The organism is Virgibacillus sp. M23 (assembly GCF_034190895.1).
Classification (GTDB): Bacteria; Bacillota; Bacilli; order Bacillales; family Amphibacillaceae; genus Virgibacillus; species Virgibacillus salarius.
The window spans coordinates 51,467-76,437 of the sequence record NZ_JAWDHA010000010.1 but is presented as its reverse complement, the minus strand read 5'-3'; the positions used below and the strand labels follow the sequence as shown (position 1 = coordinate 76,437).

At 37.5% G+C, this 24,971-nt stretch carries 26 protein-coding genes and 2 riboswitches; of the genes, 10 read left to right on the top strand and 16 right to left on the bottom strand.

The window, feature by feature from the left end:
• Positions 1 to 7 precede the first annotated feature (7 nt).
• On the top strand, positions 8 to 934 hold the full coding sequence (locus tag RVS70_RS06335) for a Gfo/Idh/MocA family oxidoreductase (protein WP_321132758.1): 927 nt from the start codon (positions 8 to 10) through the stop codon (positions 932 to 934).
• Positions 935 to 2,237: 1,303 nt separating this feature from the next.
• On the opposite strand, the gene RVS70_RS06330 is transcribed toward RVS70_RS06335, so the two are convergent.
• Together RVS70_RS06330 and RVS70_RS06325 are read right to left on the bottom strand one after the other, a co-directional pair.
• Positions 2,238 to 2,435, bottom strand: coding sequence for a hypothetical protein (locus RVS70_RS06330; RefSeq protein ID WP_121604430.1), 198 nt, complete (start codon positions 2,433 to 2,435; stop codon positions 2,238 to 2,240).
• 13 nt (positions 2,436 to 2,448) lie between these two features.
• A complete protein-coding gene (locus tag RVS70_RS06325) occupies positions 2,449 to 2,643 on the bottom strand; it encodes a DUF2642 domain-containing protein (protein WP_121604429.1) in 195 nt (64 codons plus the stop codon).
• 268 nt (positions 2,644 to 2,911) lie between these two features.
• Positions 2,912 to 3,023: riboswitch (TPP riboswitch) on the top strand.
• A 204-nt stretch (positions 3,024 to 3,227) separates the two neighbouring features.
• Between RVS70_RS06325 and thiW the strand changes: the two genes are divergently transcribed.
• From thiW to thiE, 5 genes are all read left to right on the top strand, one after another.
• Complete coding sequence (gene thiW, locus RVS70_RS06320; RefSeq protein ID WP_026682469.1) at positions 3,228 to 3,725, top strand: energy coupling factor transporter S component ThiW; 498 nt, start codon at positions 3,228 to 3,230, stop codon at positions 3,723 to 3,725.
• Positions 3,714 to 3,816: riboswitch (TPP riboswitch) on the top strand. Its footprint overlaps the gene before it by 12 nt.
• 64 nt (positions 3,817 to 3,880) lie before the next feature.
• Entirely contained in the window at positions 3,881 to 4,567 is a 687-nt protein-coding gene (gene tenA / locus RVS70_RS06315; RefSeq protein ID WP_026682468.1) for a thiaminase II, read from the top strand.
• A complete protein-coding gene (gene thiD / locus RVS70_RS06310; RefSeq protein WP_121604428.1) occupies positions 4,567 to 5,373 on the top strand; it encodes a bifunctional hydroxymethylpyrimidine kinase/phosphomethylpyrimidine kinase in 807 nt (268 codons plus the stop codon). Before tenA ends, thiD begins: the two co-directional genes overlap by 1 nt.
• Positions 5,370 to 6,143, top strand: coding sequence for a hydroxyethylthiazole kinase (gene thiM, locus RVS70_RS06305; RefSeq protein WP_026682466.1), 774 nt, complete (start codon positions 5,370 to 5,372; stop codon positions 6,141 to 6,143). The genes thiD and thiM overlap by 4 nt, the downstream gene beginning before the upstream one ends.
• 3 nt (positions 6,144 to 6,146) lie before the next feature.
• Entirely contained in the window at positions 6,147 to 6,764 is a 618-nt protein-coding gene (gene thiE / locus RVS70_RS06300; protein WP_318279843.1) for a thiamine phosphate synthase, read from the top strand.
• A gap of 341 nt (positions 6,765 to 7,105) precedes the next feature.
• On the opposite strand, the gene RVS70_RS06295 is transcribed toward thiE, so the two are convergent.
• From RVS70_RS06295 to RVS70_RS06270, 6 genes are all read right to left on the bottom strand, one after another.
• A complete protein-coding gene (locus RVS70_RS06295; protein ID WP_161629286.1) occupies positions 7,106 to 7,249 on the bottom strand; it encodes a hypothetical protein in 144 nt (47 codons plus the stop codon).
• Positions 7,250 to 7,493: 244 nt separating this feature from the next.
• Entirely contained in the window at positions 7,494 to 8,231 is a 738-nt protein-coding gene (locus RVS70_RS06290) for a MerR family transcriptional regulator (protein WP_121604426.1), read from the bottom strand.
• 269 nt (positions 8,232 to 8,500) lie between these two features.
• Positions 8,501 to 9,139, bottom strand: coding sequence for a hypothetical protein (locus RVS70_RS06285; RefSeq protein WP_240455821.1), 639 nt, complete (start codon positions 9,137 to 9,139; stop codon positions 8,501 to 8,503).
• Between the two features lie 13 nt (positions 9,140 to 9,152).
• Positions 9,153 to 9,551: a permease prefix domain 1-containing protein gene (locus RVS70_RS06280; RefSeq protein WP_321132757.1), complete on the bottom strand. Its 399-nt coding sequence runs from the start codon at positions 9,549 to 9,551 to the stop codon at positions 9,153 to 9,155.
• Complete coding sequence (locus RVS70_RS06275; protein WP_026682462.1) at positions 9,548 to 9,877, bottom strand: PadR family transcriptional regulator; 330 nt, start codon at positions 9,875 to 9,877, stop codon at positions 9,548 to 9,550. The genes RVS70_RS06280 and RVS70_RS06275 overlap by 4 nt, the downstream gene beginning before the upstream one ends.
• Positions 9,878 to 10,279: 402 nt before the next feature.
• Positions 10,280 to 11,710: an MDR family MFS transporter gene (locus tag RVS70_RS06270; protein WP_121605845.1), complete on the bottom strand. Its 1,431-nt coding sequence runs from the start codon at positions 11,708 to 11,710 to the stop codon at positions 10,280 to 10,282.
• Between the two features lie 120 nt (positions 11,711 to 11,830).
• Here RVS70_RS06270 and RVS70_RS06265 point away from each other — a divergent pair, with 120 nt between their 5' ends.
• Together RVS70_RS06265 and RVS70_RS06260 are read left to right on the top strand one after the other, a co-directional pair.
• Entirely contained in the window at positions 11,831 to 11,986 is a 156-nt protein-coding gene (locus tag RVS70_RS06265; RefSeq protein WP_321132756.1) for a hypothetical protein, read from the top strand.
• Between the two features lie 239 nt (positions 11,987 to 12,225).
• A complete protein-coding gene (locus RVS70_RS06260) occupies positions 12,226 to 12,708 on the top strand; it encodes a hypothetical protein (protein WP_321132755.1) in 483 nt (160 codons plus the stop codon).
• 298 nt (positions 12,709 to 13,006) lie between these two features.
• Here RVS70_RS06260 and RVS70_RS06255 read toward each other — a convergent pair whose 3' ends face one another.
• The 6 genes from RVS70_RS06255 to RVS70_RS06230 all read right to left on the bottom strand — a co-directional run bounded on the left by RVS70_RS06255 (position 13,007) and on the right by RVS70_RS06230 (position 19,617).
• Entirely contained in the window at positions 13,007 to 13,708 is a 702-nt protein-coding gene (locus RVS70_RS06255; protein ID WP_026682459.1) for a LutC/YkgG family protein, read from the bottom strand.
• Positions 13,708 to 15,132, bottom strand: a complete 1,425-nt coding sequence (locus RVS70_RS06250) for a LutB/LldF family L-lactate oxidation iron-sulfur protein (protein ID WP_321132754.1) — start codon at positions 15,130 to 15,132, stop codon at positions 13,708 to 13,710. Before RVS70_RS06250 ends, RVS70_RS06255 begins: the two co-directional genes overlap by 1 nt.
• Positions 15,129 to 15,866, bottom strand: a complete 738-nt coding sequence (locus RVS70_RS06245; protein WP_026682457.1) for a (Fe-S)-binding protein — start codon at positions 15,864 to 15,866, stop codon at positions 15,129 to 15,131. The genes RVS70_RS06250 and RVS70_RS06245 overlap by 4 nt, the downstream gene beginning before the upstream one ends.
• A gap of 43 nt (positions 15,867 to 15,909) precedes the next feature.
• A complete protein-coding gene (locus tag RVS70_RS06240; RefSeq protein ID WP_321132753.1) occupies positions 15,910 to 16,623 on the bottom strand; it encodes a FadR/GntR family transcriptional regulator in 714 nt (237 codons plus the stop codon).
• A gap of 83 nt (positions 16,624 to 16,706) precedes the next feature.
• Positions 16,707 to 18,293, bottom strand: a complete 1,587-nt coding sequence (locus RVS70_RS06235; protein ID WP_121604422.1) for an L-lactate permease — start codon at positions 18,291 to 18,293, stop codon at positions 16,707 to 16,709.
• A 229-nt stretch (positions 18,294 to 18,522) separates the two neighbouring features.
• Positions 18,523 to 19,617 (bottom strand): citrate synthase/methylcitrate synthase, encoded by a 1,095-nt coding sequence (locus RVS70_RS06230; RefSeq protein WP_205389488.1) that lies wholly within the window; start codon positions 19,615 to 19,617, stop codon positions 18,523 to 18,525.
• 110 nt (positions 19,618 to 19,727) lie between these two features.
• Here RVS70_RS06230 and RVS70_RS06225 point away from each other — a divergent pair, with 110 nt between their 5' ends.
• Complete coding sequence (locus RVS70_RS06225; RefSeq protein ID WP_026682453.1) at positions 19,728 to 20,609, top strand: LysR family transcriptional regulator; 882 nt, start codon at positions 19,728 to 19,730, stop codon at positions 20,607 to 20,609.
• Positions 20,610 to 20,739: 130 nt separating this feature from the next.
• Here the strand turns inward: RVS70_RS06225 and RVS70_RS06220 are convergent, their stop codons facing one another.
• Positions 20,740 to 22,287: a BCCT family transporter gene (locus RVS70_RS06220; protein ID WP_026682452.1), complete on the bottom strand. Its 1,548-nt coding sequence runs from the start codon at positions 22,285 to 22,287 to the stop codon at positions 20,740 to 20,742.
• Positions 22,288 to 22,546: 259 nt separating this feature from the next.
• Complete coding sequence (locus tag RVS70_RS06215) at positions 22,547 to 23,368, bottom strand: squalene/phytoene synthase family protein (protein WP_026682451.1); 822 nt, start codon at positions 23,366 to 23,368, stop codon at positions 22,547 to 22,549.
• Positions 23,369 to 23,760: 392 nt separating this feature from the next.
• Between RVS70_RS06215 and RVS70_RS06210 the strand changes: the two genes are divergently transcribed.
• Positions 23,761 to 24,915: an MFS transporter gene (locus RVS70_RS06210; protein ID WP_026682450.1), complete on the top strand. Its 1,155-nt coding sequence runs from the start codon at positions 23,761 to 23,763 to the stop codon at positions 24,913 to 24,915.
• The last annotated feature ends 56 nt before the right edge of the window (positions 24,916 to 24,971 follow it).

The following is a 24,971-nucleotide window of genomic DNA, read 5'->3' as shown; positions in this document are numbered from 1 at the left end:
GAATTATATGAGAGTTGGTGTAATTGGAACTGGTAATATGGGAGAAAATCATATACGAACGTATTCGTCTATGTATCATCACTGCCAACTAATAGGTATATATGATATAGATGAAACGAAAAGAAATGAAATTGCTAAAAAATACAATATGAAGCCTTTCCCATCATTGGATAATCTCTTAAAAGAAGTTGACGCTGTTAGTATAGCTGTCCCAACTAAGTTTCATTATGATATTGGTTTAAAGTGTATTGATAATAAAGTACACATGTTATTAGAAAAACCTATGACCAGTACAGTAGAACAAGCAAAAGATTTGCTTTATAAATCTTTAAAATCAGGGGTCATACTTCAAGTTGGCCACATTGAGCTTTTTAATCCCGTAATTCAGGAACTTCTAAAGGTATTAGAAAATAAAAAAATAATTGGCATTGAATTTCAGCGTATGAGCCCCTACCATAAAAGAATTAAAAATATCGATGTTGTAGAGGATTTAATGATCCATGACCTTTATATTTTGCAAGAGATTCTTAAGGATAAACTCATGGAAGTTAAGGCGTTAGGAAAAATAATTGACGGTACAATTAAGCATGCTGTGGTCATTGCCAAGTCTTCACAAGAGACAATCGTAAAGCTGTCAGCTAGTTTTAAATCTAAAAATAAAATTAGAACCATACAAATTCTCACCGAAGATGCTTTTATAGACGTCAATTTATTAAAAAAAGAAATCAACATACGAAGCTCTATTCTCACCAAAACTATTAAGGTGGATGATTCTATACATCCACTACAAGTACAGCTAACTGATTTCATAAACTGTATTAAGGTCAAAAGAGAACCTTCTGTATCAGGAAATGAAGGAATAAAAGCATTATTAATTACCAATCAAATTAGTAAGGAAATTAGTAAAATAAACAACGAGAACAAATATTTATAGGGAAAATTCAAATACCAACCAGTCTTAGAAAGTATGAATAATTAGTGTCTAATTTTATTTATATTCGCTGGTTAATCATATCATTCATATAAATATTTATTTTCAAACTTGGGTACCGATGATTATTAAAATTAAAACCACGCCATTACAAGAGTTAAAACCAAAATCGCAATGGGATTATTTAAGTGTGGTTATTATTGGTCAATTTAAAACAATTGTTTCTTCTTTATTAGTCATTCAATTTAAAATCATGTAATACGTTCTTTTTCCCCCTAAACTCTAAGAATTTTTGTTTATCTAAATATTCTCTGAAACAGGCAATCTACTCCGCCTGTTTCAGAAATTATATGCTGATTTTTCAGTACCAAGTCCCCTCTAATAAAAAAACACCAAAAACGTCATTAACCTATTTGAGCCGAATTCAGTTGGTCTACTTTACTATGAATTCTTCTTAGACCTTATTGTAATGAAGATAGAGATTTCCTTATAACTGATTTGTTACAGGAACATCATGGACAATCTGTATTATTACCATCCTGTAGATACTTAAACTACTCTTTCTTCACCATGGTATTATAAGGATCTGTCCCTCTACCGAACGGACAGTAAACAGGTTTCTTCCGAACTGATCCTGAGTAAATGACTTCCCCTCAGTTTGATGACTTCTATACACTTTCGATACTTCCTCAGTGGTTCAATGGTTTCGTTTCCATAATATTCACCTGACAGACTCTCGTTCTGCCATTTCCCTAATGCTCAATACCATAACTTTTACCTATACATCTGATCACACAACATACCCGCCCCCCCTGTTGTACCTTTATTTCTGACTACTTGAAGATAAGCTTAATTGAGATTATTTCTTGAAAGAATCCTCTCTAACAGATCAGATACACCATCTTGGTTGTATCGGCTCGTTATCCTATAACTCTCACAGCCCCCTCATAAGATCTCTACCTGTTAGAATGAAAACTTTCCTCCGATATAACTGCTAAATTTACTGTATGGGCAGTATTGGACTTTGTCTTATGTCGCAGACTTATCTGAACTAATCAAACCTTCTGTCTAGTTTCTGTTCGTCAGTTCAGAAGTTTACGCCCAGCTTCTTTCAGTCACTACCACACGATAGCCATTTCCATGCGCTAACAGTTCCTACTGCCAAGCTTGTAGCAGACTTTCAACGCCAAGTTTTCATCCATGCACGGTGCATAACTAAAAAAAGTATAACTCCTTCAAATCGAGAAGTTATACTTTTTAATCAAAAGTAATACTGTTAAACCAACAAAACCTAACTTTATTATTCTTAAGAAAATCGTACAAAATTAATAGCATTAAATGCTATATATATTTCTTGAGGCCCATAACCACTATTATCGTTAACGATTACCAATTGTGAAGTTACCTTTAGAAGCGTACCTTCTATTAAATTATTATCAGTAGCTATTTCAGCATCAGAGCCTATACGCGTTAAAAGTTCGGCAAAAAGATTTATTTGGAACATCTATATTCCTCCTTTATAGCTCACTAATAAGCTCAATTTTATACAGTCTCACCAAAACTTGGTCGCCAGATCCCTCGATAATGACAGTATAATCATTCTTAACCTGATCAACTGTTCCCGTTACCATTCCAAAAGCAGTAGTAATTTGAACTTGTTCATTTATTAAATTTAGAAGTACTTGTTTAATTTTAGAAGGAGTAAGTGCCAATTAGATTCATCCTTTCTATAATAAATTTCTATTTACCATATGCTACATTTACTAAGCTGTAAGGGCATTTATTTCTATGGATCACTAATTCCACCATTATCATATAAACATAAATAAAATAATAGATGATAACCTATCAAATAAGCCTATTAAAAAAAGGCGCTTTAAATGGTAGACGCTATATTCCTTTTTTCCCATGACAAATAACAATATATTTGTTATGCTTGATTCTGTTAGTTGCTGAAAGCATAATTAAATTCACAAGTTACTTAACTACTAGGGGTGCCCAATATGTGGGCTGAGAGGAAACACGTGACGTTTCTAACTCTTATGGACCTGATCTGGTTAATACCAGCGGAGGGAAGTAGTAGACGCAACGTCTTTCTATTTTCTTACACAAAGCCAGGTCCATGGAGGATCTGGTTTTTTTCATAAGAACAGAGTGGATGTATATTATGCTTTGCTGTCTACCTTTAGCATCCATAGCTACTGGGGAGAGGCGTGTAGGACGTAAGCTATACCGCATATTGTCGGTAATTCCTATTGTTGTCCTATGCTCACTTTTTATAGAAAGGAGGGAATAAGTGAGAAGAACGCACGTATTAACATTGATGGCAATTTTCGTAGCAATTGGAACATTAGGAGCACAATTCTTATGGTTTCCTGCTGGAATTGCTAAAGCGTATCCAGTGCAGCACGCAGTAAATGTAATGGCGGCAGTAATACTGGGACCTGGTCCAGCCGTAGTCATAGCTTTTATGATTGGAATTTTACGAAATATGCTGGGGATTGGTACATTACTTGCTTTTCCGGGAGCAATGGTTGGTGCTTTCCTTGCTGGGCTTTTTTATCAGTGGTTTGGTAGAAAGCTGTGGGCTGTGATCGGAGAAAGCATTGGTACTGGTATTATCGGATCATTCATAGCGGTTCCATTTGCTAAATTGTTTATGGACAGTGCTGCTGGCGCTTTCATTTTCATGCCATCGTTTTTGGTAAGTAGCATAACTGGCGCATTTATTGGCTGGTTCATTTTATTACGAGTAAAGCAAGAAGATACGATACGCGTACAAGGAAACTACTAGGGGCGCTTTGTTGCTGAGATAAGGACTTTTCCTTTGTCCCTTTGAACCTGATCTGGATAATACCAGCGCAGGAAAGTAGTGGGGAACATATTATTATCCTCTATTTATCTACTTTTACACCTCTAGTGGCTTCCCATAATAGAAGGAGGCTAAATATGAATTTCACTGATCAATTAAGAGAAGAAAACAATGATATTTTCCAGCTTATTTTTAATCATCCCTTTGTTCAGGGGATAGGGACTGGCGAGATTTCTAAAGATGCGCTCGCACATTATATTAAAGCGGACTTTGAATACTTAAATGCCTTTATGCAAATTTATGGAATAGCGCTATCCAAATCAAAGAAACGTGATGATATTGCTTATTTCTTTGATCAAATAAATTTTATATTAAACGATGAAATCCACCCACATCATAACTTCTGCAATCATATCGGTGTGGACTATGCGTCCTTACAAGGACACCCTTTGCCACCTACTGCAGATCATTACATTAAACATATGATGTATCATGCACAAATGGGAACGTCTAGTGAGATACTAGGAGCTCTACTTCCATGCCCTTGGACATACTTAGAAATTGGTAGGGAATTAATGGAGCAGTATAATCCTAATAAAGATCACCCTTTTTACGATTGGATTAGTTTCTATGCAAGTGGTGATGTAGATAATACCACCTTTGAATTGAGAAAACGGTTGGATATACTTGCAGAAAATGCTGCCAAGGATGAAAAAGATCTCATTAGAGAAGCTTTTCGAAAAAGCTGCCAGCTGGAGCTTAAATTCTGGGAAATGGCCTACACATGTGAATCATGGCCAAACGCAGAAAAGGTGAACAGCTAATGGCTAGCATACCTTGCGCGCTGACTATTGCTGGAACAGATCCGAGTGGCGGTGCTGGCATACAGGCAGACCTAAAAACATTTCAAGAACTAACCGTATATGGAATGTCTGTAATCACCTCTGTTGTGGCACAAAATACAACCGGTGTGCAAAACGTACACCATCTACCTGTTACGATGATAAATGAGCAACTAAACTCAGTTATATCAGATATGCCTGTGCATAGCATAAAAACAGGTATGATTGCGAACAAAGATATGATGCAGGTTATTGCAGAGCACTTGTCCAAATCAGTTGTGAACTATGTCATGGACCCTGTCATGGTTGCAACTAGTGGCGATCCATTAATATCGGAAGATGCTCGATCGTTTCTCAAACAGCAGCTATTACCATTAGCGACTGTAGTTACTCCTAATATTCCTGAAGCACAGTATATTACAGGACAATCTATTGATAATACAAGTGATTTGCAAGAAGCGGCTTTCGAGATCGTCAAAAGCTTTGGAGCACGCGCAGCACTTGTTAAAGGTGGCCACCTGCAAGGTAAAGCCGTCGACTATTTATATGATGGGAATAAGCTTTACACGTTCGAAGCAGAGCGGTTTCAAACAAAGAATACACATGGTACAGGTTGTACGTATTCAGCGGCAATTACTGCTCATCTAAGTAAAGGTCTACCACTTTACGAAGCTGTAAAGCAGGCGAAACAGTATGTAACAGCTGCTATTCAATACTCCTTTTCACTTGGTGCCGGTAACGGACCTACAAATCATTGGGCGGTACGCAAAGAAAGGGTGGAACAATGACACAATCCATTATTCAAGCAGTTAGAGAACAAAAACCATTGATCCATAACTTAACCAATGAAGTAGTCATGAATTTTACAGCTAATGGTCTGTTAGCCTTTGGTGGAGCACCGATAATGGCAAAAGCAGAACAAGAGGCTAAAGAAATGGCTACCGCTGCGAATGGTGTACTTATTAATATTGGTACAACAACTTTAAACGAGCTATCAGCTATGAAACTAGCAGGAATAGCCGCAAATAAAAAAGGTATCCCTGTCGTACTTGACCCAGTTGGCGTAGCGGCTACAACCTTTCGCCAAGAAGCTGTAAAGCATTTGCTACACGAAGTACAGTTTACCGCAATCAAAGGTAATGCTGGCGAAATGGCACAGCTTGTGGAGATCCCTTGGAAAACAAAAGGTGTTGAGTCAATTGGGGACGGTAATCTAGAAGAAATTGCCGTTAAAGTTGCCAAAGCCTATCATACAACTGCTGTAGTTACTGGTGAGACGGATGTAATTTACAGTGAAGGGAAAATAATTCACAACACGACTGGTCATGTATGGCTAGAAAAAATTACTGGTGCAGGCTGCTTATTAGGAGCTATTCTAACTGCATGCTTAACAACTAATCATGCTCTAGAAGCTAAGGCATTGGCAGCAGTACAGTTTTATGGACTTGCTGCTGAACACGCGGCTTCTCAAGAATATGTGCTTGGTCCTGGAAGCTTCTTACCAGCATTTATAGACGCCCTTTCCAAAGACTTAGATCAATTGAAAGGAGTTAATTAATCTTTGCAGCTAAAGGATGCTCTAAGAAAATACTTTATTATGGGTAGTCAGAACTGCCATAACGATCCAAAGCATATTTTGGAACAAGCAGTAAAAGCTGGTATAACAGCATTTCAATTTAGAGAAAAAGGAAACGGGTCATTAACTGGTTATAAAAAATTTATTTTAGGAAAACAACTTCGGAATATCTGTCAAAACTATCGTATACCTTTCTTCGTTAACGATGACATAGAACTTGCTGAAATATTAGATGCAGATGGTATCCATGTTGGTCAGGATGATGTATCTGCTCTGGAATTACGTAGGCGTTTTCCAAATAAATGGGTCGGCCTTTCTGTATCAAATAAAACAGAATTAGTAAATAGTCCCATTTCCTCTGTTGACTATTTAGGAGTGGGGCCAATATTTTCTACTACAACAAAAGAGGATGCTAAATCAGCGATTGGACCGAATTGGATAAAAGATATTAAACAAGCTTATCCCTCCCTGCCAATTGTGGGTATAGGTGGTATCACTACAGACAATGCAGCTTCTGTTATCCAAGCGGGAGCGGATGGGGTTGCGATCATATCCGCTATAACCCTTGCAGAAGATATTAATAAAGCTGTTCTACAATTATAGTAGTAACAATCTATATTCAAAGAGTGCAGAAATAGCACACAAAACAATTAAAGCTGTGCCCAATAAAAAACAATCGGCACAGCTTTTTTTACGCTTGCTTTTTCGTCAATCCTGCGACTCTTTATACGAATAAAAGCAAAGCGCCCGATTAGAAACGTAGCGACTGGAGCGAGAGAAAGAATCATGGTGAGCTTCCGAGCCAATAATGACTTAGATTAGAGCGATTCGTGAAGTCGCATCGTTTCTGGTCGCTGAAGCTGGCCGCGGCTCAACACGCCCATATTTATCCACTTGAATAAAAAGAACCCGTAGCTCCAAGCTACAGGCTCATCAACATAAATCTATAGTTCATATCGCTTACAATGGTGTTTACTCCCCGCTTTACACCCATTCACACCGGAATCTGGTGACACTGCTGCCGATGCTGAAATAGACGAGAAAAGAAGCATGGTAAGAATGGAACTACCCAGCAATAACTTTTTCATTGTTTTATCACTACTCCTTTTATAATAATCTATCTACATTTTACTATACACTGTCACTCTCTAATTGTATATAAAAATCAGAATTTTGGTAATATAGTAGCAATCCTATTACATAAAGTAGCCTTTAGAACTACCATAACGACTGCAAGGGAATAAGCACATAGCTCTATAGATAATAAACTGTTCGTAAAAACTTCAGCATGATTAACCGAAAAGAGACTGAAGCATTCCTGCCTCCTTCTATTTATTGAAGATTATCAGCATAGGCAGTCATCGCATCTCGCATGAATACAGCTAAACCATTACCATATTGATCGATATTTTTTGTGAAACGTTCATCATCTACATATAGTTGGCCTAGTCCTTTAAAAGCTTCTAGTGAATACGTTCCTATACGATTTAAGAATTGATACCATTCAGCAATTCGTTCTTGAGCAATTTCAGAGGCAGGATCTTCATGACGAACTTCGGCTAATTTACGATAAATCGCATGGAACGTTTCCTCAAACTCTTTTTTTTCAGCTTTTGTGAAGCTATTAAGTTTTGCATTCGATTTATTAACTGCTTTATCCCCCCAACGCTCTCGCGCTTCCTGTTCATAAGGATTATGACTAAAGTCAAATCCGGCAAATTTTTCTTGATTACTCATTACAATCTCTCCTTTTTTATACTTTAATGTTTTATCAATCGTTCCAATCATTGTATTGATTCGCCTCCTTTTATCAAGCAGCATTTTGCGATGCATCTCTAAGGCCTCAGCTTGATTAAAAGAAGGGCTGTCAATAATTTCTTTAATTTTCTTCAAAGAAAAATCAAGTTCCTTAAAAAATAAAATCTGCTGCAAACGTTCTAGATCATTCTCTGAATAAATGCGATATCCTGATTCGGTTGTTTGTTCGGGAGTCAATAGCCCAATTTCATCATAATGATGTAGTGTGCGCACACTAATCCCAACCAAATCAGCTACTTCCTTTACTTTCATAGCTGTTAACCTCCCTGTAAACTTACTATAAAGTATAACGTAACGTTAGAGTCAATAGAAAAATTAATTAACAGCATATTTAAATTCTAAATACAGGTTACCAATCGCTATATCCAAACAAAAAGAACTGGAACAAAGAATTTCAGTAAAAAAAAGCAGAACTATCATTCGAAATGTTTTGGTAACATTCGAATCCATCCTGCTTTTCTAGTTCTAAACTATTTGTTGCTGTATTGAAGCACCATTCAGCGGCTGTTTACACGCTTGATTCATGATTCCGTATTCCGTTTATATACAAAAAAATACAGGCTTAATGGCCACCAAAGAATGGCGAAAATCGGATAAATGGCCCAAATGGTACCTGGTGAGTAAATAATATTTACCATTATAAAAAATAAACAAAGAAGTAATGACGCATGGAGTGAAAAAGTAAAATACGTACTTCTTCTCACATGATACACAGATAGCGGCCACCATAATACAGCAAAGGCGGGAAATATAACCCAAGGAGTATGCGGAGAGACTATTACGTTTAGTAAAAAATAATAAAGAATAGCAACGCCACTACCAACAACTGCAACTCGTAATGTCTTGGCTTTAGCCCCTAAGAACACAAGAATCGGCCAGTAAACCAACGGAATAACTGTATACGAAACCCATGGATACGTAGGAGTACTTCTTATGTTCTCAATGATGAGAAGAATTAATAGTAATGTACTAGTAATAATAGCAAATAACGTCTGTTTCTTCTGCTTATAGCAATACAACCCTAACGGGAAAACTAACATTACAACGGCTGGGTACATAAACCAAATATGTTCTACACTTGTTAACATATTTACAATAAATAGAAAAATAATTGTCATTACTGAGCCTGTAACTAAAAAAGCCAAATCAATTTTTTTCACATTGTGTTCCTCCTCACTTTTTACGCTTCCAAGAAAAGTACATTGTTAGCGGCCACCAAAGTACTGCAAATGTTGGATATACAAACCAAATGATATCTGGTGTGTAGTAAAAGTTAATAAATACGAACAAGGAAATAATCAGAAGACTACTCCATATGGAATACCATAAATTAAGCTTAGGCAAATTCCTCTTCACAGGTTGTTTTGCGCTTAATTCTTGCTTTAAATCTTCAATATCCCCAAAATCAACAATAGCTTTATTTATCGCATCCTCCTCTGCCTTTCCTTGTTCCATCAAATCCCAGACCTTTTCTTCAAGGTTTTGGGTTATTTCTTGCATAACTGCGTTTTTTTGTTCACTTTCAGGAATGTTTTTAAATAATTCCTCAACATATCCAATAATTTCTTTCAATTTAATCCCTCCATAAATAAATCAATAATTTCCTTTGTTTCCTTCCATTCTTGAACAGTTTCTTTTAAATAAGCTTTTCCAAGAGTCGTTATGCGGTAATACTTTCGTTTTCCACCTCGGGAAACACTCCCAAAATAGGACTCAATTAGATCCTTTTTTTCCAGTCGCTGAAAAACTGCATATAAAGTAGCTTCCTTTATTTGAAATCTGTTATCTGTTCTGGAACTGATCTCTTTCGATATTTCATAGCCATAGCGATCCTCTTCACAGACTAAACGTAAAATTATCGATTCCAAGTGACCACGAATAATATCACTTCTTATCATTATCACACTTCCTTATTTTACAACTATTCTATCTGATAGAGTAATCATACGATAAATTACTCTATCTGTCAAAGTAATTTTTCAACCTCCTACATTAAAAAAAGACTGATAAAAAAATAAAGAAACAATAAAAAACGAACACCTAATTAGTTGAAATTAATTATTGTTCGTTTTTTTGATTAGGATCATTCATTTAGTACCTAAAATAAGCGAGAGTCCGGCGGGAACAGCACGAGTCTGAAGATCCACGTGGTAATGTGTTTTTCTTTACCAAGTTAGCTGAGGCCATGCCTGCGGAAAGCGCGTATGTTTTCACGGTGCGGCGATGATACTCCTATTGATAACCAGATTATTCGTATTTTGAGTAAAGAAGTTGTGTTTTGTCCCAGCCTCGCTAATGATTTAATTCTCTTCAGGCTGTTCTAATTCTTGTTTATCCTGATCTCTTGGAACGGCACGGTATACTAGAAAAGCCAAGATAACGGCAATAATTGAAATAGCAAAAGCAATGAAATAGACTAGCTCTACTCCAGCTACCATTGCATCACTAATTGTACCTGGGTCATCTGGGTTTTTAGATTGACCTAAAAAATGATTTTGTCTTGCATTTAAAATGCTAATGAAGACAGAAACACCGATGGCACCTGCTACTGGCTGTAAGGTCGTCATTACTGAGGTACCATGCGGATATAATCGTTTTGGAAGTTGATTTAAACCGTTTGTTTCAGCAGGCATCATAATAGCTGATACCGTAAGCATCAATAGAATATACCCAATAATAATCATCCATGGTTCTGTATCAGCATGAAGTCTACTCATCATAAACATTGTTCCACTTAATACAATCGAAGCAGGTATCATTAATAATCTTGGACCGAATTTATCAAATAGATGCCCCATAACAGGTGACATAAGTCCATTCAGAATGCTTCCAGGTAAAAGTAATAAGCCAGCTGTAGCCGCTGATAATGCTAACGGGCCTTGCATGAACACAGGTAATATGATTTCTGACGAAAACATAGTCATCATAATGATTAGAAACATCAATATTCCATGTGTAAACATCGGATATTTAAAAACACGTAAATCCATGACTGGATCTTTTAATTTAAATTGTCTTAATGAGAAGAACGTGATTCCTATTACACCAAGGATAATAAATGTGTAGACATTAGGACTTAAAAAGCCAGCCTCTCCTTTTCCTGCTGAGCTAAATCCATAAACTAGTGAACCAAAACCAATTGTTGAATACACAAGTGATCGTACGTCAACTTTTGGTTTAGTAACTTCTGATACATTTACTAAATATCTATAAGCAAATGCAACAGAAAATAAAGCAAATGGAATGACACAAATAAATAAGAAACGCCATCCGAGATATTCTACGATGATCCCTGACAATGTTGGCCCTATTGCTGGCGCAAACATAATAACCAGACCGACAAGCCCCATCACCTTTCCACGTCTATGTGGAGGAAACACAAGTAAAAATACGTTGAAAATGACTGGCATTAATAAACCTGTACCAGCTGCTTGAATAAGCCTTCCCGTTAATAAGATCGGAAAGGTTGGTGCTAATGCACATATTGTTGTTCCCAACGTAAACACAAGCATTGTTCCTAGAAATAATTGCCGTGTTGAAAACCATTGTAATAATATAGCTGAGGCAGGAATAACGATTCCCATAACAAGCATAAATCCTGTAGCCATCCACTGAACGGTTGGTAAAGATACATGAAATTCCCCCATTAATGTGGTTAAAGCGATATTTAATAACGTTTCGTTTAGAATGGCAAAAAAAGCACCAATAATTAACGATAACATGATCGGCATAACCTTAAAATTAGGATCATCAGCTAAATATTCATAATTTGTACCGTTATTTTTATTCAATTTGAAGCTCCTTTCTAATAAATATCTCGCACTTTATCTAGCAACTATAGCAGGAGAGGCTTGGCTAACCTGAAAATTACAAAAATTACCAACAAAAAAGAGAGAGAAGAATTCCCTCCCCATTTTCTTTATAGTTTTATTGAAACAGGTAGACCAATCCCGATAGATGCCACACAAATAGCATGTTATTTAGTTAAACAAGTAATTCGGAATTGATCATTCATCATTTCAGTAAAACCCCCGTTCATTAGATGAGTGTTCAAAGAACATTCACTATAAGTAAAATAATACTAACATGCAGCTTTGACATAAGCAAGGATTCAATAATTAATTTTTATTTATATTTGTGTAATAAACCTACATCGCTATCCGCCCATTATGGGAAATACGAATAGCAAATTAGACGATTGCCCCATATAGTGAAGGGAAAGATTTTTTAGAGGAGGAGATTTTTTATGTATCCTTATAACGATGAACACGCATATAACGATGACCAAAGAGTATTTAACCTACCTAATATAAGTGAAATAATCGGTCCTGTTTTACCTGGTGGCGGACCTCCTGGACCACCCGGATTCCCTGGGGGACCTGGCGGAGGACCTCCTGGAACGCCTGGATTCCCTGGGGGGCCTGGCGGAGGACCTCCTGGAATGCCCGGGTTCCCTGGAGGGCCTGGTGGAGGGCCTGGTCAAGCACCAACATCACCGCCCCCATCATTTGTGCCACAAAAAACACAGGCAAAGACCTTTGCAATTGATCCAGGCGGAATTCGCTTCTGCTTATACCGGTACACGTATATCTGGTTAAGACGAGATTCCTTTTGGTTTTATCCAACTTTTGTAGGTAGAAACTCTATAGCTGGCTTCCGATGGACCGGGTTTGGATGGGTATACTTTGGTATTGATCTAGACCGAATTGAATCATTCCAGTGCTTTTAACACAGTATAACTAAATTGACACTTTAATCATGTGGGGGGTTAGTTTATCCCCCACTGATTATTAGTAACACAAGGTTCTGACTTAAAGGCCATTGAACAAACTATACATTTACTGGAATTCGATCCCTCATTTACCAAATATCAATTTTTATTTATTACTGGAATTGGGTCTTACTACCAGTTATATGTGGATAAATTAGCTCTTCTTTATTTAGCCTGTGTATAATTTAAAAATAAAAAACTTCCCAATAGCAAGTCATCTAGTTGACCATCTAAAGAGAAGTTTATTTGGATACTATCAATCAACAACGATATAGGTTGCCTTAATTGGACCATGAACACCCACAATTAAGTTCATCTCAATATCAGCACTATTACTAGGTCCAGAAACAAAACTTACACAAGAAGGCACGTCTTCTCCTTGTATAGTAGCTTCGTGAAGCCGTTTAGCAGCCTGAGTCATCCTTGGCACAATTGTATTTTTCGGTATTATAGCAATATATGTTTTCGGCAGCAGACTAATAGATCTCCCATTATTCTTATTATTTAATAAGGTTATAGTTGCAGACTCTGCCAATGTTATATCACTAAAAGAGATACCTACATCCGCCCGCTCCGCAATTCTTTGATTTTCTTCACCTATCGTATGATCCCATATATGAACATCTAGTTCTTGATTAAACTGTTCATATATCTCGTCCAAACCGTAAATTTTGTTGCGCTTATCATTTGAAGCTATAATCGATTTCCCTTCATAACGATTAATTGTCTCCTTTAACACATTAGCTAATTTATTCCGCTCTGTTTGAATAAAATCCGTATGAATGACGTTACATTGTTCCTGTAAAACAAGAATAAGGTCTTCCGTCGAATATCCGTTTAACACCTCATATTGTGGTTGAACGCTATAGGTTGGTCTTATCACTTCATCTGTTCGGCGAGGACGTCCAAGGTTATTAGCTAGATTATTTAAAAACTTATCTCGATTATGGATTGCCATTATGCCTCACCTTCTTTCTGACGATTACTCCACCAAGCGCGAAACGATTGTTTGGGGGGCGCTGGAAAATCTCTAACATTTGTCCATCCTTTTAATGGTCCAGGGCCATTTTCGATATTTTCATCTTTAGTCCAAGGCCGCAATGCTGTTCGAGCCATTTTCGTACTTAATTTATATGCCGCTGGATTAGATGCCCATTGGGCAAATCCCTTCATCATGACTTTTTCCGCTAATGGGGATTTCTTTTCCTTTTCCACTATAATTTGACGATGACGAATTAACTGCTCATGTAGCGGTATCTTGACTGGACAGGCCTCTGTACAAGCTGCGCAAAGCGACGACGCGTATGGCAATTCCTTGTGATTTTCATAACCATCCAGTAATGGTGTTAGTACAGCACCAATTGGACCAGGATAAATCGAATTGTATGCGTGTCCACCAACATGACGATAAACCGGACAAACGTTAATACATGCAGCACAACGAATACAGTGTAACGCCGATTGAAACTCGGTTCCTAATATTTTCGATCGTCCATTATCAACAATAACCAAATGATAGTCATCTGGTCCATCAATTTCACCCTCAAGCCTAGCGCCGGTATATGAAGTGACATAACTAGTTAACTTCTGACCGACAGCAGCCCTTGTAAGTAAACTAACTAGTACCTCCATATCTTCCCATGTTGGGACGATTCGTTCCATTCCCATTACCGTAATTTGTGTATCGGGAAGGGCCGTTACCATTCGAGCATTACCTTCATTAGTTACTAGTGTGATAGCACCTGATTCTGCGATCGCAAAATTACAGCCTGTAATTCCTACATCTGCGGAAAGAAAATCCCTTCGCAGCTGTTCACGTGCGAAGGCTGCTAATTCTTCAGGTGAATCTGATTTATCATAACCACGTTTCTTTATAAAGGTTTCGCGAATTTGTTCTTTATTTTTATGCAATGCAGGTGTAACTATATGTGATGGTGGATCTTCGTCTAATTGCAGGATCCACTCTCCTAAATCTGACTCAACTACCTCTACCCCTATCTTTTCTAGGCTATGATTCAGACCAATCTCCTCAGTAACCATTGATTTCGACTTGACAACTTTTTTTGCTTTCTTCTTTTTCACCACATTTTCAATGTAGTCATTTGCTTCATCTGCTGTTTCTGCAAAAAATACATTTCCACCGCGTTTAGCCACTTGGTCACTTAACTGCTGCAAATAATAATCAATGTTTTCTAACGTATGTGTACGAATTTCCGAACCAAGCTGCCTCCATTCTTCCCAATTACCAAGCTCTTCTGCTTGTGACAACCGGCCTGATCGAAAACGTCCTTGGGCAGAAGAAACAGCTTGACGCATAAAATCATTTTCGATTCCCTTATTAACACGATCTTTATACGAAGCATCTCCAATTTTTATACTCATGCTATTCCTCCCCCTTGCTCATGCGTATTTAAAATTTCTGTAATATGAACTACTTTCACGTCCTTCCCCTCTCGCCGCATTCTTCCACCAATATTCATTAGACAACCCATATCTCCGCCGACTAGATATTCAGCTTTTGTTTCTGAAACATGCCGCGATTTCTCTTTTACCATTTCTCCAGAGATTTCAGGGTTTTTAACTGCGAATGTCCCACCAAAGCCACAACAGTCCTCTTTAACCGGTAGTTCAATAAACTCCACACCCTTAACGTTTTTTAAGAGTGTTTGCGGGGCATCCTTCGCTCCTAATAACCTCGTCATGTGGCAAGATGGATGGTAGGTAACTTTTCCTTTAAATGTTGAACCCAAGTCTGTTACACCTAAAACTTCTACCAAAAATTGAGTGATTTCATAGCTCTTGTGAGCTAGTTCAATGGCTGTTTGTTCCCATTCTGGATCTCCCTTAAAAATAGCAGGATATTCTTTAAGCATACCGACACAAGAACCTGACGGGCCTACAACATACTGCGAATCTTTGAATGCTCGCATCATTTGTTTCATTGATTTTTTTGCTTCTTGCAAATAGCCGCTATTATAAGCAGGCTGACCACAGCATGTCTGGGCGGCAGGGAAATCTACTTCACATCCCACTCTTTCTAGAATTTCTACCGTGTTTTTACCAACATCAGCAAAGATAATATCACTTACACAAGTAATGAATAATGATACTCTCATTATCTTTCACCTCTAACTATTTTCTCTATGACCGAGGCTATTCTTAATCCAAATCAAGATTTTTAAATAACAGTTTTTCGACCTTCTCTAAATGATCATACATATAATCTCTGGCTCTATCAGGCTGTCTGTTCTTTATTGCTTGATAAATTCGTTCATGCTCTGCTAATAATGCATCTGCTCGATCTTCCGAATAAAGCAGAAGACGACGTGCCTCACGAATTGTCTCGGACATCAATTCAGAAACACTTCCCATTAAGTTTATTAACAGATCCATGTGTGTAGCTTGTGCAATAGCTATATGAAAATCAGTATCAGCACTTTCTGCTAAGACATCATTTCCCTTTGCATTTCTCATCACATCTAATGCTTTTTGCATTTGGATTAGATCAGCTTCCTGATAACTGCTAGCAGCAAAACCTGCTGTACCTACTTCAAGAATCTTTCGGACCTGGTACAATTCTTTTACATCGTTTTGTTTCATTAAAAATGCAGTACTTACTGGTAAGGTAAATCGCCTAGGATCAAACGTTTTTACATATGTCCCCTCACCTTGATGCATCTCAACTAGACCCATTGACCGCAAACCGCTTAGTGCTTCACGTATCGCTGACCGCCCCACATCAAAATTTTTCGCTAGTTGTTCAACCGAGTCTAGCTTATCACCTGGCTTTAATTGACCACTTTTAATCATATCTATTAAAGAATCAGCTACTTGCTCGTAGATTTTCTTAGTTTTTATACGTTTATATTCCATGCTTTCAGCTCCTCATCATTTGAACCCATTTTACTGGATAGCTATGCTTTTGAAAAGCTGACCAAGCTAGATATAAGGTAATGTTAGAACAATTGAAGCATGATAAAACTAGCGGCACCCACTAGTAACCCATAGATGATTGCTGGTGCCAATGTTTTTCGTATTATTTCTCCTTCTTTCCCTGATAATCCAACAACAGCACTGGCTGCAACGACATTATGAACACAGATCATATTACCAGCTCCAGCTCCAATTACTTGCGCTGCAAGGACAGCGTTTACATCTAATCCAACCTGATTTGCTACATTGAATTGGATCGGAGAAAATGTAAGCGTTGAAACAGTTGCACTACCAGTAATAAACGCTCCGAGTTCACCTAAAAATGGTGCTACTAAAAACCAAATAGACCCAAGTGAACTCGCAAATGATTCTGCTATATATTGTGGCATGCTCACTAAATCATTTACATTTAAGCCAGAGTTTGTAAACACATGAACCATCGCAAGCGTCGTTATTAATGATATTGCTGTCGTTTTCATCGTTGATAAGGATTGCTTGGAAGCATCCATAAAGGTTCGAAGTTTATTACGATGAATAATAACAGATAGCATTGCCGCAATAGCTAGGATTGTCCCTGGCGAATACAAGAACTCCCAACTTGACTCAATTCCCGCTATTCCAAAAATAGTCGTCCACGAGAGATCAATCGCCGTTTGTGTAAATTCTGTTAGCCAAGGTACGATACGAGTTAGTAATAATAAAGCTACAACGATGATGTACGGAAACCATGCAGCAACTATACCCATTTCTGACTTCTTAGTAGAAGGTTCAAATCCTTCTTGTAACGCATCCTGCCATTTATTTTTCGGCAATAACCACCCTTTTTTAGCTGTTAAAGTAGCTACTATTAATGCGGTCAATGACGCTAAAATTGCTACAAATTCCTGCCCAAATGTTACAGCATATAATAAGGCAGATCCTGTATAGGTTATACCTATGAGCAATGTCCATGGCAACATAGGAAATGCATCCTTGAAACCTTTACCTTTTCCAAAAAATACAGTCATAATCACGATTAACATAAACGGGATAAAGGTTCCCGCAAATATATCAAGTGTTGTTATCTTTATTCCTATCTCTTGAAAGAAGGTAGAATTCGCGTTCGGGATATTACTTAACCCCACAGCTACAGGAGTTCCCACAGCACCAAATGCTACGGCAGAACTATCTGCAATTAAAGCTAAGGTTGCTGCTGCCAACGGCTGAAATCCTAATGCTATCATCAATGGCCCTGTTACCATCGCTGGAGTCCCAAATCCTGCTGCCCCTTCAATAAGAGATCCAAACAAAAAAGCCACGATAATAACCTGCACGCGCATATCCCCAGAGATGTTTTGAAAACCTTGATTAATCCGATCAACTGCCCCAGTATTTCGTAGTGTATTTAATAACACTAATGCACCAAATAAGATCCATAAGATCGTAAGCGTTTTATGTGTCCCCTGAAGGATAGAAGAAATAATAATCTTCCCTTCCATTCCCCATACAGAAATCGCAAACAATATAACGATGAGTGCACTCCATGTCATCCCTTTAGTAGCTGGAAATCGTAAAATAACAAGAAAAATAAACGGTGCAATGATTGCACTTAATGCAACTAGTAAATACATCAAACCCCTCTCTCCCAATAAAGCGATTACATTACACAACTAGTAATAAGGTCATCAGATGACCTTATTACTAGTTTACTTAATATTTGATAGGGATTCAATGTTTTTTTGTCACGATAACACGATTTTGCACTTTTAAAGCCTAGTCTTTCCCATTTAACGGGAAAAATTAGGCCTATGATCTTCTACCACCGCTTCTTTCATATTATTTTTATTGTAACCAAGAGTATTACTGTTTGATTGTTTCCCCAGTATAGTGAGATTGAGGTCTGAATAAGACGTTATTTTCTGATTGCTCTAGAATATGTGCCGTCCAACCAACGACTCGACTTGCGGTAAATGTTGGAGTAAATAAAGCAGGTGGCATATCAATAGCTTTCATAATAGCTGCTGCATAAAATTCGACGTTCGTATATAAAGATCGACCAGGCTTTAACTTATTTAATACACTAATCGCTGTTTCTTCGATATCAATAGCTAAGTCTAACCATTGATCTTCTCCTAACATTTGTAATAGAACTTTTTTCAGGGAAATAGCTCTAGGATCCTTCGTCTTATATACACGATGTCCAAACCCCATTAGTCGTTCGCCATTCATCACTTTTTCAGAAATTACTTTTATTGCGCTCTGGCTAGCTGCGATTTCATCTAATAAAGAAATCACTCCCATAGGAGCCCCTCCGTGTAATGGACCTTTCATTGTTCCAATAGCAGATGTTAAGCTAGATACCATATCAGATTCAGTCGATGCGGTTACTCTAGCTGAGAAAGTAGAGGCATTTAAACCATGCTCAAGTGTAAGTAACATGTAAGTTTCAAGTGCCTCGACATGCACTTTTGGAGGAACAGCTCCAGTTAACATAAAGAGGTAATATTCAACATGGTTAAGCTCTTTAGCTGCATTCTCATCAAAGCTCTTGTTTTCTAGTACACTCTTTCTGTATCCAATGATTGATGGCATCAGTGCTGTTAAGGTAATCGCTTGATCGATGGTAGGCTTCCAAGTCATGTTATTGTTACCCATGCTGGAAATCGTTGTTCGGATAACGCTCATCATGTCCATATTGACTGGAAGGGAGTGAATCATTTTTTTTACATAGGTTGGTAGTTTTCTATTGGACTTAAATTGCTCGGAAAGTTGATGTAATTGTTGTGAGTTAGGCAAGCTTCCATACCATAACAAATAAGCGGTTTCTTCAAATGTTTGCTTTTGAACAAGTTCTTTAACATCATATCCTCTATAAATAAGCTTCCCATTTTGCCCATCAATGTGACTAATAGCTGTTTCTATACAAGTAATCCCTTTTAAACCGTGATAAATCATTTTCTCAACTCCCTTTCTTTTCTTACTTTTATTGTATAAAATAAAATCAATCCAGAAAATTAATTATATTTAAATATAATGATTAATTTTATTAATCAAAGGGGGCAATTATGGAATTTTCTTGGATAAAAACGTTTGTCACCGTTGCAGAACAGCAGAACTTTCGGAAAGCTGCCGAAGTCCTGTATATTTCGCAGCCGTCTGTTACGGTTCATATTAAACAATTGGAAAAAGAGCTTGGTATTCTATTATTTAACCGAACAAATAAAAGGGTAAGTCTTACAGAAGAAGGTAGATGTTATTTAGAAACTGCTCGGAAGCTCCTTAAGGTTTATCAAGAAGGAGGTAAAAAGTTACATTCGATGGCACAAGGATATAAATCGACCTTTCGAATGGCGATCTCACCACTCATTGCTGATACGATTTTGCCGTATGTTCTAAAGCAGTATTTATTAAAGCATAGCAATATCGAGATTTCCGTTATCATATTAGAGTCTAGGGATATTGAGGAAGTAGTCATAAACGAGGAGGTCGATATTGGGCTTTCATGCATGCAAAGCTTTAACCCCCAATTAACAAATGAAATCATCTATGAAGATGAAGTTATTTTAGTGGCACCACATGATGGAATGGACCCTGAATTTGCTCCTCCAATCACGGAAGAAGAGCTATTTAACCAATATCATTTGCTTACGCACAATCACCCAGAGTATTGGGAGAAGCTGTTAAAAAGAATAACGTATATGCATCCATCAGCAAAAACGATGAAAGTTTCCCAAGTTCATATTACAAAAAGATTTATTGAAGAAGGTTTAGGAGTCTCTTTTATTCCCAGATCAACGGTAAGAAGAGAATTATTAGAAGGAAGATTACTTGAAGTGCAATCAGATTTAAGCACATCTCTAAAGGCGAATACGTATGCCATCGTAAAATATCAGCATACTTTAGAAAAAGAGTTTTTGCGTTTTCTAACCTATTATAGGTATATATAGGTTTGATGGTTGTGCATTGAAATAATTTTTAGGCATGGTTTACATCTAAACTCCATTATATTATATACGTTCATTATTATGATGAAACATCACCAAAAAGCCCTTGCCATGATGAGCAAGGACTTCTTTATTATTTATCAACTTTTTTACGCATCTCCCGCTGCCAAATCAACCCTTGTTCAAGCGCCATCGTTCGTGCAATGCGTGGTGCACTCCATAAAGGTGGAAGTAAAAGCAGTGATACTGGAACAGCAGTAATAACAATAGAGTTTTGGATAGAAGTAACACTATCCTCTCCAATCGTTAAGATTGCTATTGTAGTTGCACCAAATATAAGAGCCCAAAACACGCGTAGCCAGCGCTTAGGATGATCATTCCCTGTTATTGTAGCCGCAACGGTATAAGACATCGTATCAGCTGTTGTTGCTACAAATATAATGGATACGATAAGGAAACCAACCCCCATATACATTCCAAACGGCAACTGATCTGTAATAGCCATAACCGCTGCAGGCATACCGCCTTCATTCAAAGCATCTGAAATGGAGCCTGGAACTTTATTTTCGAAATAAACACCTGTTCCTCCAACAATCGAAAACCAAAAATTATTAACGATGGGCGCAACGATAGAAACAGCGATAATTAATTCACGAATGGTTCTTCCACGAGAAATTCTACTAATAAACACAATCAGCATTGGTGCATACCCAATAAACCAGCCCCAGAAGAATATGGTCCAAAAGGACAACCAGCCCTCATCCCCACGAAACATGGTCATTGAAAAGAAATTCTGTAAATGTAAGCCTGTTCCTCCAACAAAAGCATCTATAATAAACATAGTTGGTCCAATAACGAGTACGATTAATGCTAAGAATATGGTAAAACCAACATTATAGCGGCTTAATGTTAGAATTCCTCTATCTACTCCAGTTGCTGCGGAGATAGCTGCAACAAACACTAAAACAATGATTACTATGATACTTACCGACAACGTATTCGGTATACCAAATAAGTGATTAAGACCGTAGGCAATTTGTAAGCCCAAAAACCCCAAAGGCCCTAATGTCCCTGCAACTGTTGCAAAAATAGAAAAAACATCAGCGGCAGAACCAATTAGGCTTTTTTGATATATCCGTTCTCCAAAAATCGGATATAATAATCCACGTGGCTTTAGCGGAAAACCTTTGCTGTAATGTACATACATCATAACGATTACAGCTAGTGTACCTAGAATCGCCCAAGCTAAAAATCCCCAGTGCATAAAGGATTGTGCAAAGGCCGCATACATATTATTAAATTCGCCACCACCGAATAAAGGTGGGGTTGTCATATAATGATACATTGGTTCTGATGCTGCCCAAAAAACACCACCACTTGCCAATAATGTAACCAGAATCATAGCTACCCATTTAAAATAGCTATATTTGGGCTCATCCTGTTTACCTAGTTTAACCTTCCCATACTTTGAAAAGGCAAGTGCTAAACCAATAAAGAAATTACCCAATAATAAAAGCTGCCAATAGGCACCAAATAGATCTGAAGAATACGTAAATAAAGTATTTACTGTATTTCCTACAGCATCTTTATTCCAAAGAGACAGCAGAATAAATAAAATTAATAATCCTCCACTAATGATAAATACCGGCCAATCCAATTTCGTGTTCTTTTTTGAATCCACGTTTTTCCTCCTAATATTATAGGAGCAAGTGCCTGTAATATTTTGCTTATCATTTGTCATTAAAGACCGTTGGATGGATAATAATTATTGCACGATATATGGAAGCAATAATCATGACAAAAACCCACCAGCTTGCTCAATTTTAAACACAGTTGTTGATTATAGGTTTCCACATGAAGTTTGTCAATTATTCATGAACTTGGTAGGTAATTTGCATAGCAAGACTCTTTGGTACATGCATTAAATTATATGAATGTGTTTATTGCTTCATAATCTCGTCAACCGTAGATTCAACCTCATCGCGAGTCATTTTTTCCTGCCCTTTTTCTAGCGCCTTTAATGTCTTATTAGCCAATGCTAAAGGAATCTTACAGAACAGGAGAATATGACGTGTCTTGATATCCTTTATGTACGTCTCTGCATGCCCTAGATTTTTCTTTGCATAAGTAAACATATCAGCACGACTCCAGCCATCGGGAATAAATTGCACACCACGCTGTGCATCTTCCTCTTGATTTCTAAGCATATTTACCGCCTGTAATCCTCTCCCATAGCCAATTGCCAAATCTTGATCCGTTTCTGTTTGATCGTACCAATACCATATGTCTGATAACATCACACCAACTAAACCCGCCACATAGTACGTATAATCATCTAGGTCATCTTTTGTTTTGATAATCCAATTCTTCTCAGTCCAGTCTGCCATACCAAGTGACATAATACTTGTTGACGTTTTTATTTTTGCAACAATATCTTCTGGGCATACTTTCAACCAGTCACCAAGCCGTAATGTAACCTCTGGGAGCACCGATTGATATGGACCGAGTAACTTAAGATAAGCTTCCTCGTCGAATCGATCTGCAGCCAATAACTTTCCAGTAGCTCGTAACAGATACTGTTTTGTTTCCGAATCTAATTGTTCATGGTCTTCTATTTCATCTACTGCTCTCATGCATAAGTATGCAGATCCGACCGTCTTTTTTAACACAGGTTTTAATAACGTAATTGGTATATAAAAGGTCCTGCTCGTTTCCTTAAGAGCACGCATGGCATCCTTTTGTAAATTTCCTTCTTTACGCAACAATGGTTCCTCCTTCAAGTCTATGAGGTAATAAAGTGAAACTTCAATCAGTAAGGGTTTTAATTATCCCACTGATGGTTAATACCACAAGGGTATGACCTAAAGGCCCTTGAATTAATCGGACATTTACTGGCAATCGATCTCCCACTTACCAATATTAGTTTCACTTTAGCTTAAAGTGGGGGCTTACTGCCAGTTATAGTTGGGATAACTAAAGTATATCAAAAAAATAGGATTATTTCTTTTGTCGTACTTAGGTAACAAAAATTCGCAAAATACACCCCAATCTTGTAACCATGTATTCCTTGTCAATTGAAGAAATTGGGATTACTATTGTATAGGAAAACGTTTAAGCATGACTTCGTATCTTCAAATTAGAAAGGCGTCATAGAATGGACAAACGCGTATATTTATTAACTATTATTTCTTTCGTTGTGGGAATGGTTGAATTAATTATTGGTGGTATATTAGACCTCGTAGCTAACGATTTAAACGTAAGTCTAGGAAAGGCTGGACTTTTAATTACAATATTTTCTCTAGTTTTTGCCATTTCCGCTCCAATACTGCTTATTGCCACAGCTAAAATAGAACGAAAACAATTAACATTAATTGCATTACTTATATTTTTAATAGGAAATTTAATAGCCGTTTTTAGCCCTATTTATAGTATGCTCTTTATTGGTAGGATTATTTCAGCAGCAAGTGGGTCGCTACTTATTATATTGTGCTTAACCATTGCTGCAAACATTGGCGATGATAAGTACCGTGGTCGAGCCATCGGGATTGTCTCTATGGGTGTTAGTGGTTCATTAGTATTAGGTGTGCCGATCGGGCTTGTCCTTGGAAATATGTTCGGTTGGAGAGCTCCTTTTGTCTTCATTGTTTTACTATCACTACTGTCTATGATCGGCGTTTATTATTTCATGGAAAAAGTGGAGCCCAAACCACAAGTGTCACTGAAAAAACAAATTCATTCGCTCAAAGAGAGTAAAATCTTACTTGGTCACGCCACTACCTTTTTATATATGGCAGGGCATACGATCTTATACGCTTACCTAACACCATTTGTAAAAGACACCATGCATTTGGGTGGCAACTGGCTAAGCATCATTTATCTTATTTTTGGAATCGCCGCTGTAAGCGGTGGAGGTATTGGTGGTGCATTCTCAGATCAATTTGGTTCGAAAAAAACCATTATATCAACACTTGTTATATTTGCTTTATCCCTGTTAACTATTCCCTTTACAACCTCCATCTTCGCTGTATTTTTAGTTGTCATGATAGTCTGGGGCATGATGAGTTGGGCAATCACACCGGCATTACAAAGCTACCTTATTGAATCAGCACCGGAAACTTCTGATATTCAGCAAAGTCTCAATAACTCTGCATTGCATTTTGGTATTGCATTTGGCTCCTTAGTTGGCGGAATAGTTATCGAACAAGCATCTGTACAGCAAAATGCAGCAATAGGTGGCATCTTCGTCATCCTATCACTTGGTACGATTCTAGTCTCAATGACGAAATCTCAGAAAAGAAGCTATGCCTAAGCCTTTTATATTATTCACCAGACTAACCTAAAGGGTCCCAACATACTTACCTATGT

Excerpts from the sequence above, each read along its gene's own strand:
- RVS70_RS06335 (WP_321132758.1), top strand. The coding sequence starts at position 8 with ATGAGAGTTGGTGTAATTGGAACTGGTAATATGGGAGAAAATCATATA.
- RVS70_RS06330 (WP_121604430.1), bottom strand. The coding sequence starts at position 2,435 with ATGTTCCAAATAAATCTTTTTGCCGAACTTTTAACGCGTATAGGCTCT.
- tenA (WP_026682468.1), top strand. The coding sequence starts at position 3,881 with ATGAATTTCACTGATCAATTAAGAGAAGAAAACAATGATATTTTCCAG.
- thiD (WP_121604428.1), top strand. The coding sequence starts at position 4,567 with ATGGCTAGCATACCTTGCGCGCTGACTATTGCTGGAACAGATCCGAGT.
- thiM (WP_026682466.1), top strand. The coding sequence starts at position 5,370 with ATGACACAATCCATTATTCAAGCAGTTAGAGAACAAAAACCATTGATC.
- RVS70_RS06295 (WP_161629286.1), bottom strand. The coding sequence starts at position 7,249 with ATGAAAAAGTTATTGCTGGGTAGTTCCATTCTTACCATGCTTCTTTTC.
- RVS70_RS06290 (WP_121604426.1), bottom strand. The coding sequence starts at position 8,231 with ATGAAAGTAAAGGAAGTAGCTGATTTGGTTGGGATTAGTGTGCGCACA.
- RVS70_RS06275 (WP_026682462.1), bottom strand. The coding sequence starts at position 9,877 with ATGATAAGAAGTGATATTATTCGTGGTCACTTGGAATCGATAATTTTA.
- RVS70_RS06270 (WP_121605845.1), bottom strand. The coding sequence starts at position 11,710 with ATGCCGATCATGTTATCGTTAATTATTGGTGCTTTTTTTGCCATTCTA.
- RVS70_RS06260 (WP_321132755.1), top strand. The coding sequence starts at position 12,226 with ATGTATCCTTATAACGATGAACACGCATATAACGATGACCAAAGAGTA.
- RVS70_RS06255 (WP_026682459.1), bottom strand. The coding sequence starts at position 13,708 with ATGGCAATCCATAATCGAGATAAGTTTTTAAATAATCTAGCTAATAAC.
- RVS70_RS06250 (WP_321132754.1), bottom strand. The coding sequence starts at position 15,132 with ATGAGTATAAAAATTGGAGATGCTTCGTATAAAGATCGTGTTAATAAG.
- RVS70_RS06245 (WP_026682457.1), bottom strand. The coding sequence starts at position 15,866 with ATGAGAGTATCATTATTCATTACTTGTGTAAGTGATATTATCTTTGCT.
- RVS70_RS06240 (WP_321132753.1), bottom strand. The coding sequence starts at position 16,623 with ATGGAATATAAACGTATAAAAACTAAGAAAATCTACGAGCAAGTAGCT.
- RVS70_RS06235 (WP_121604422.1), bottom strand. The coding sequence starts at position 18,293 with ATGTATTTACTAGTTGCATTAAGTGCAATCATTGCACCGTTTATTTTT.
- RVS70_RS06230 (WP_205389488.1), bottom strand. The coding sequence starts at position 19,617 with ATGATTTATCACGGTTTAAAAGGGATTACTTGTATAGAAACAGCTATT.
- RVS70_RS06225 (WP_026682453.1), top strand. The coding sequence starts at position 19,728 with ATGGAATTTTCTTGGATAAAAACGTTTGTCACCGTTGCAGAACAGCAG.
- RVS70_RS06210 (WP_026682450.1), top strand. The coding sequence starts at position 23,761 with ATGGACAAACGCGTATATTTATTAACTATTATTTCTTTCGTTGTGGGA.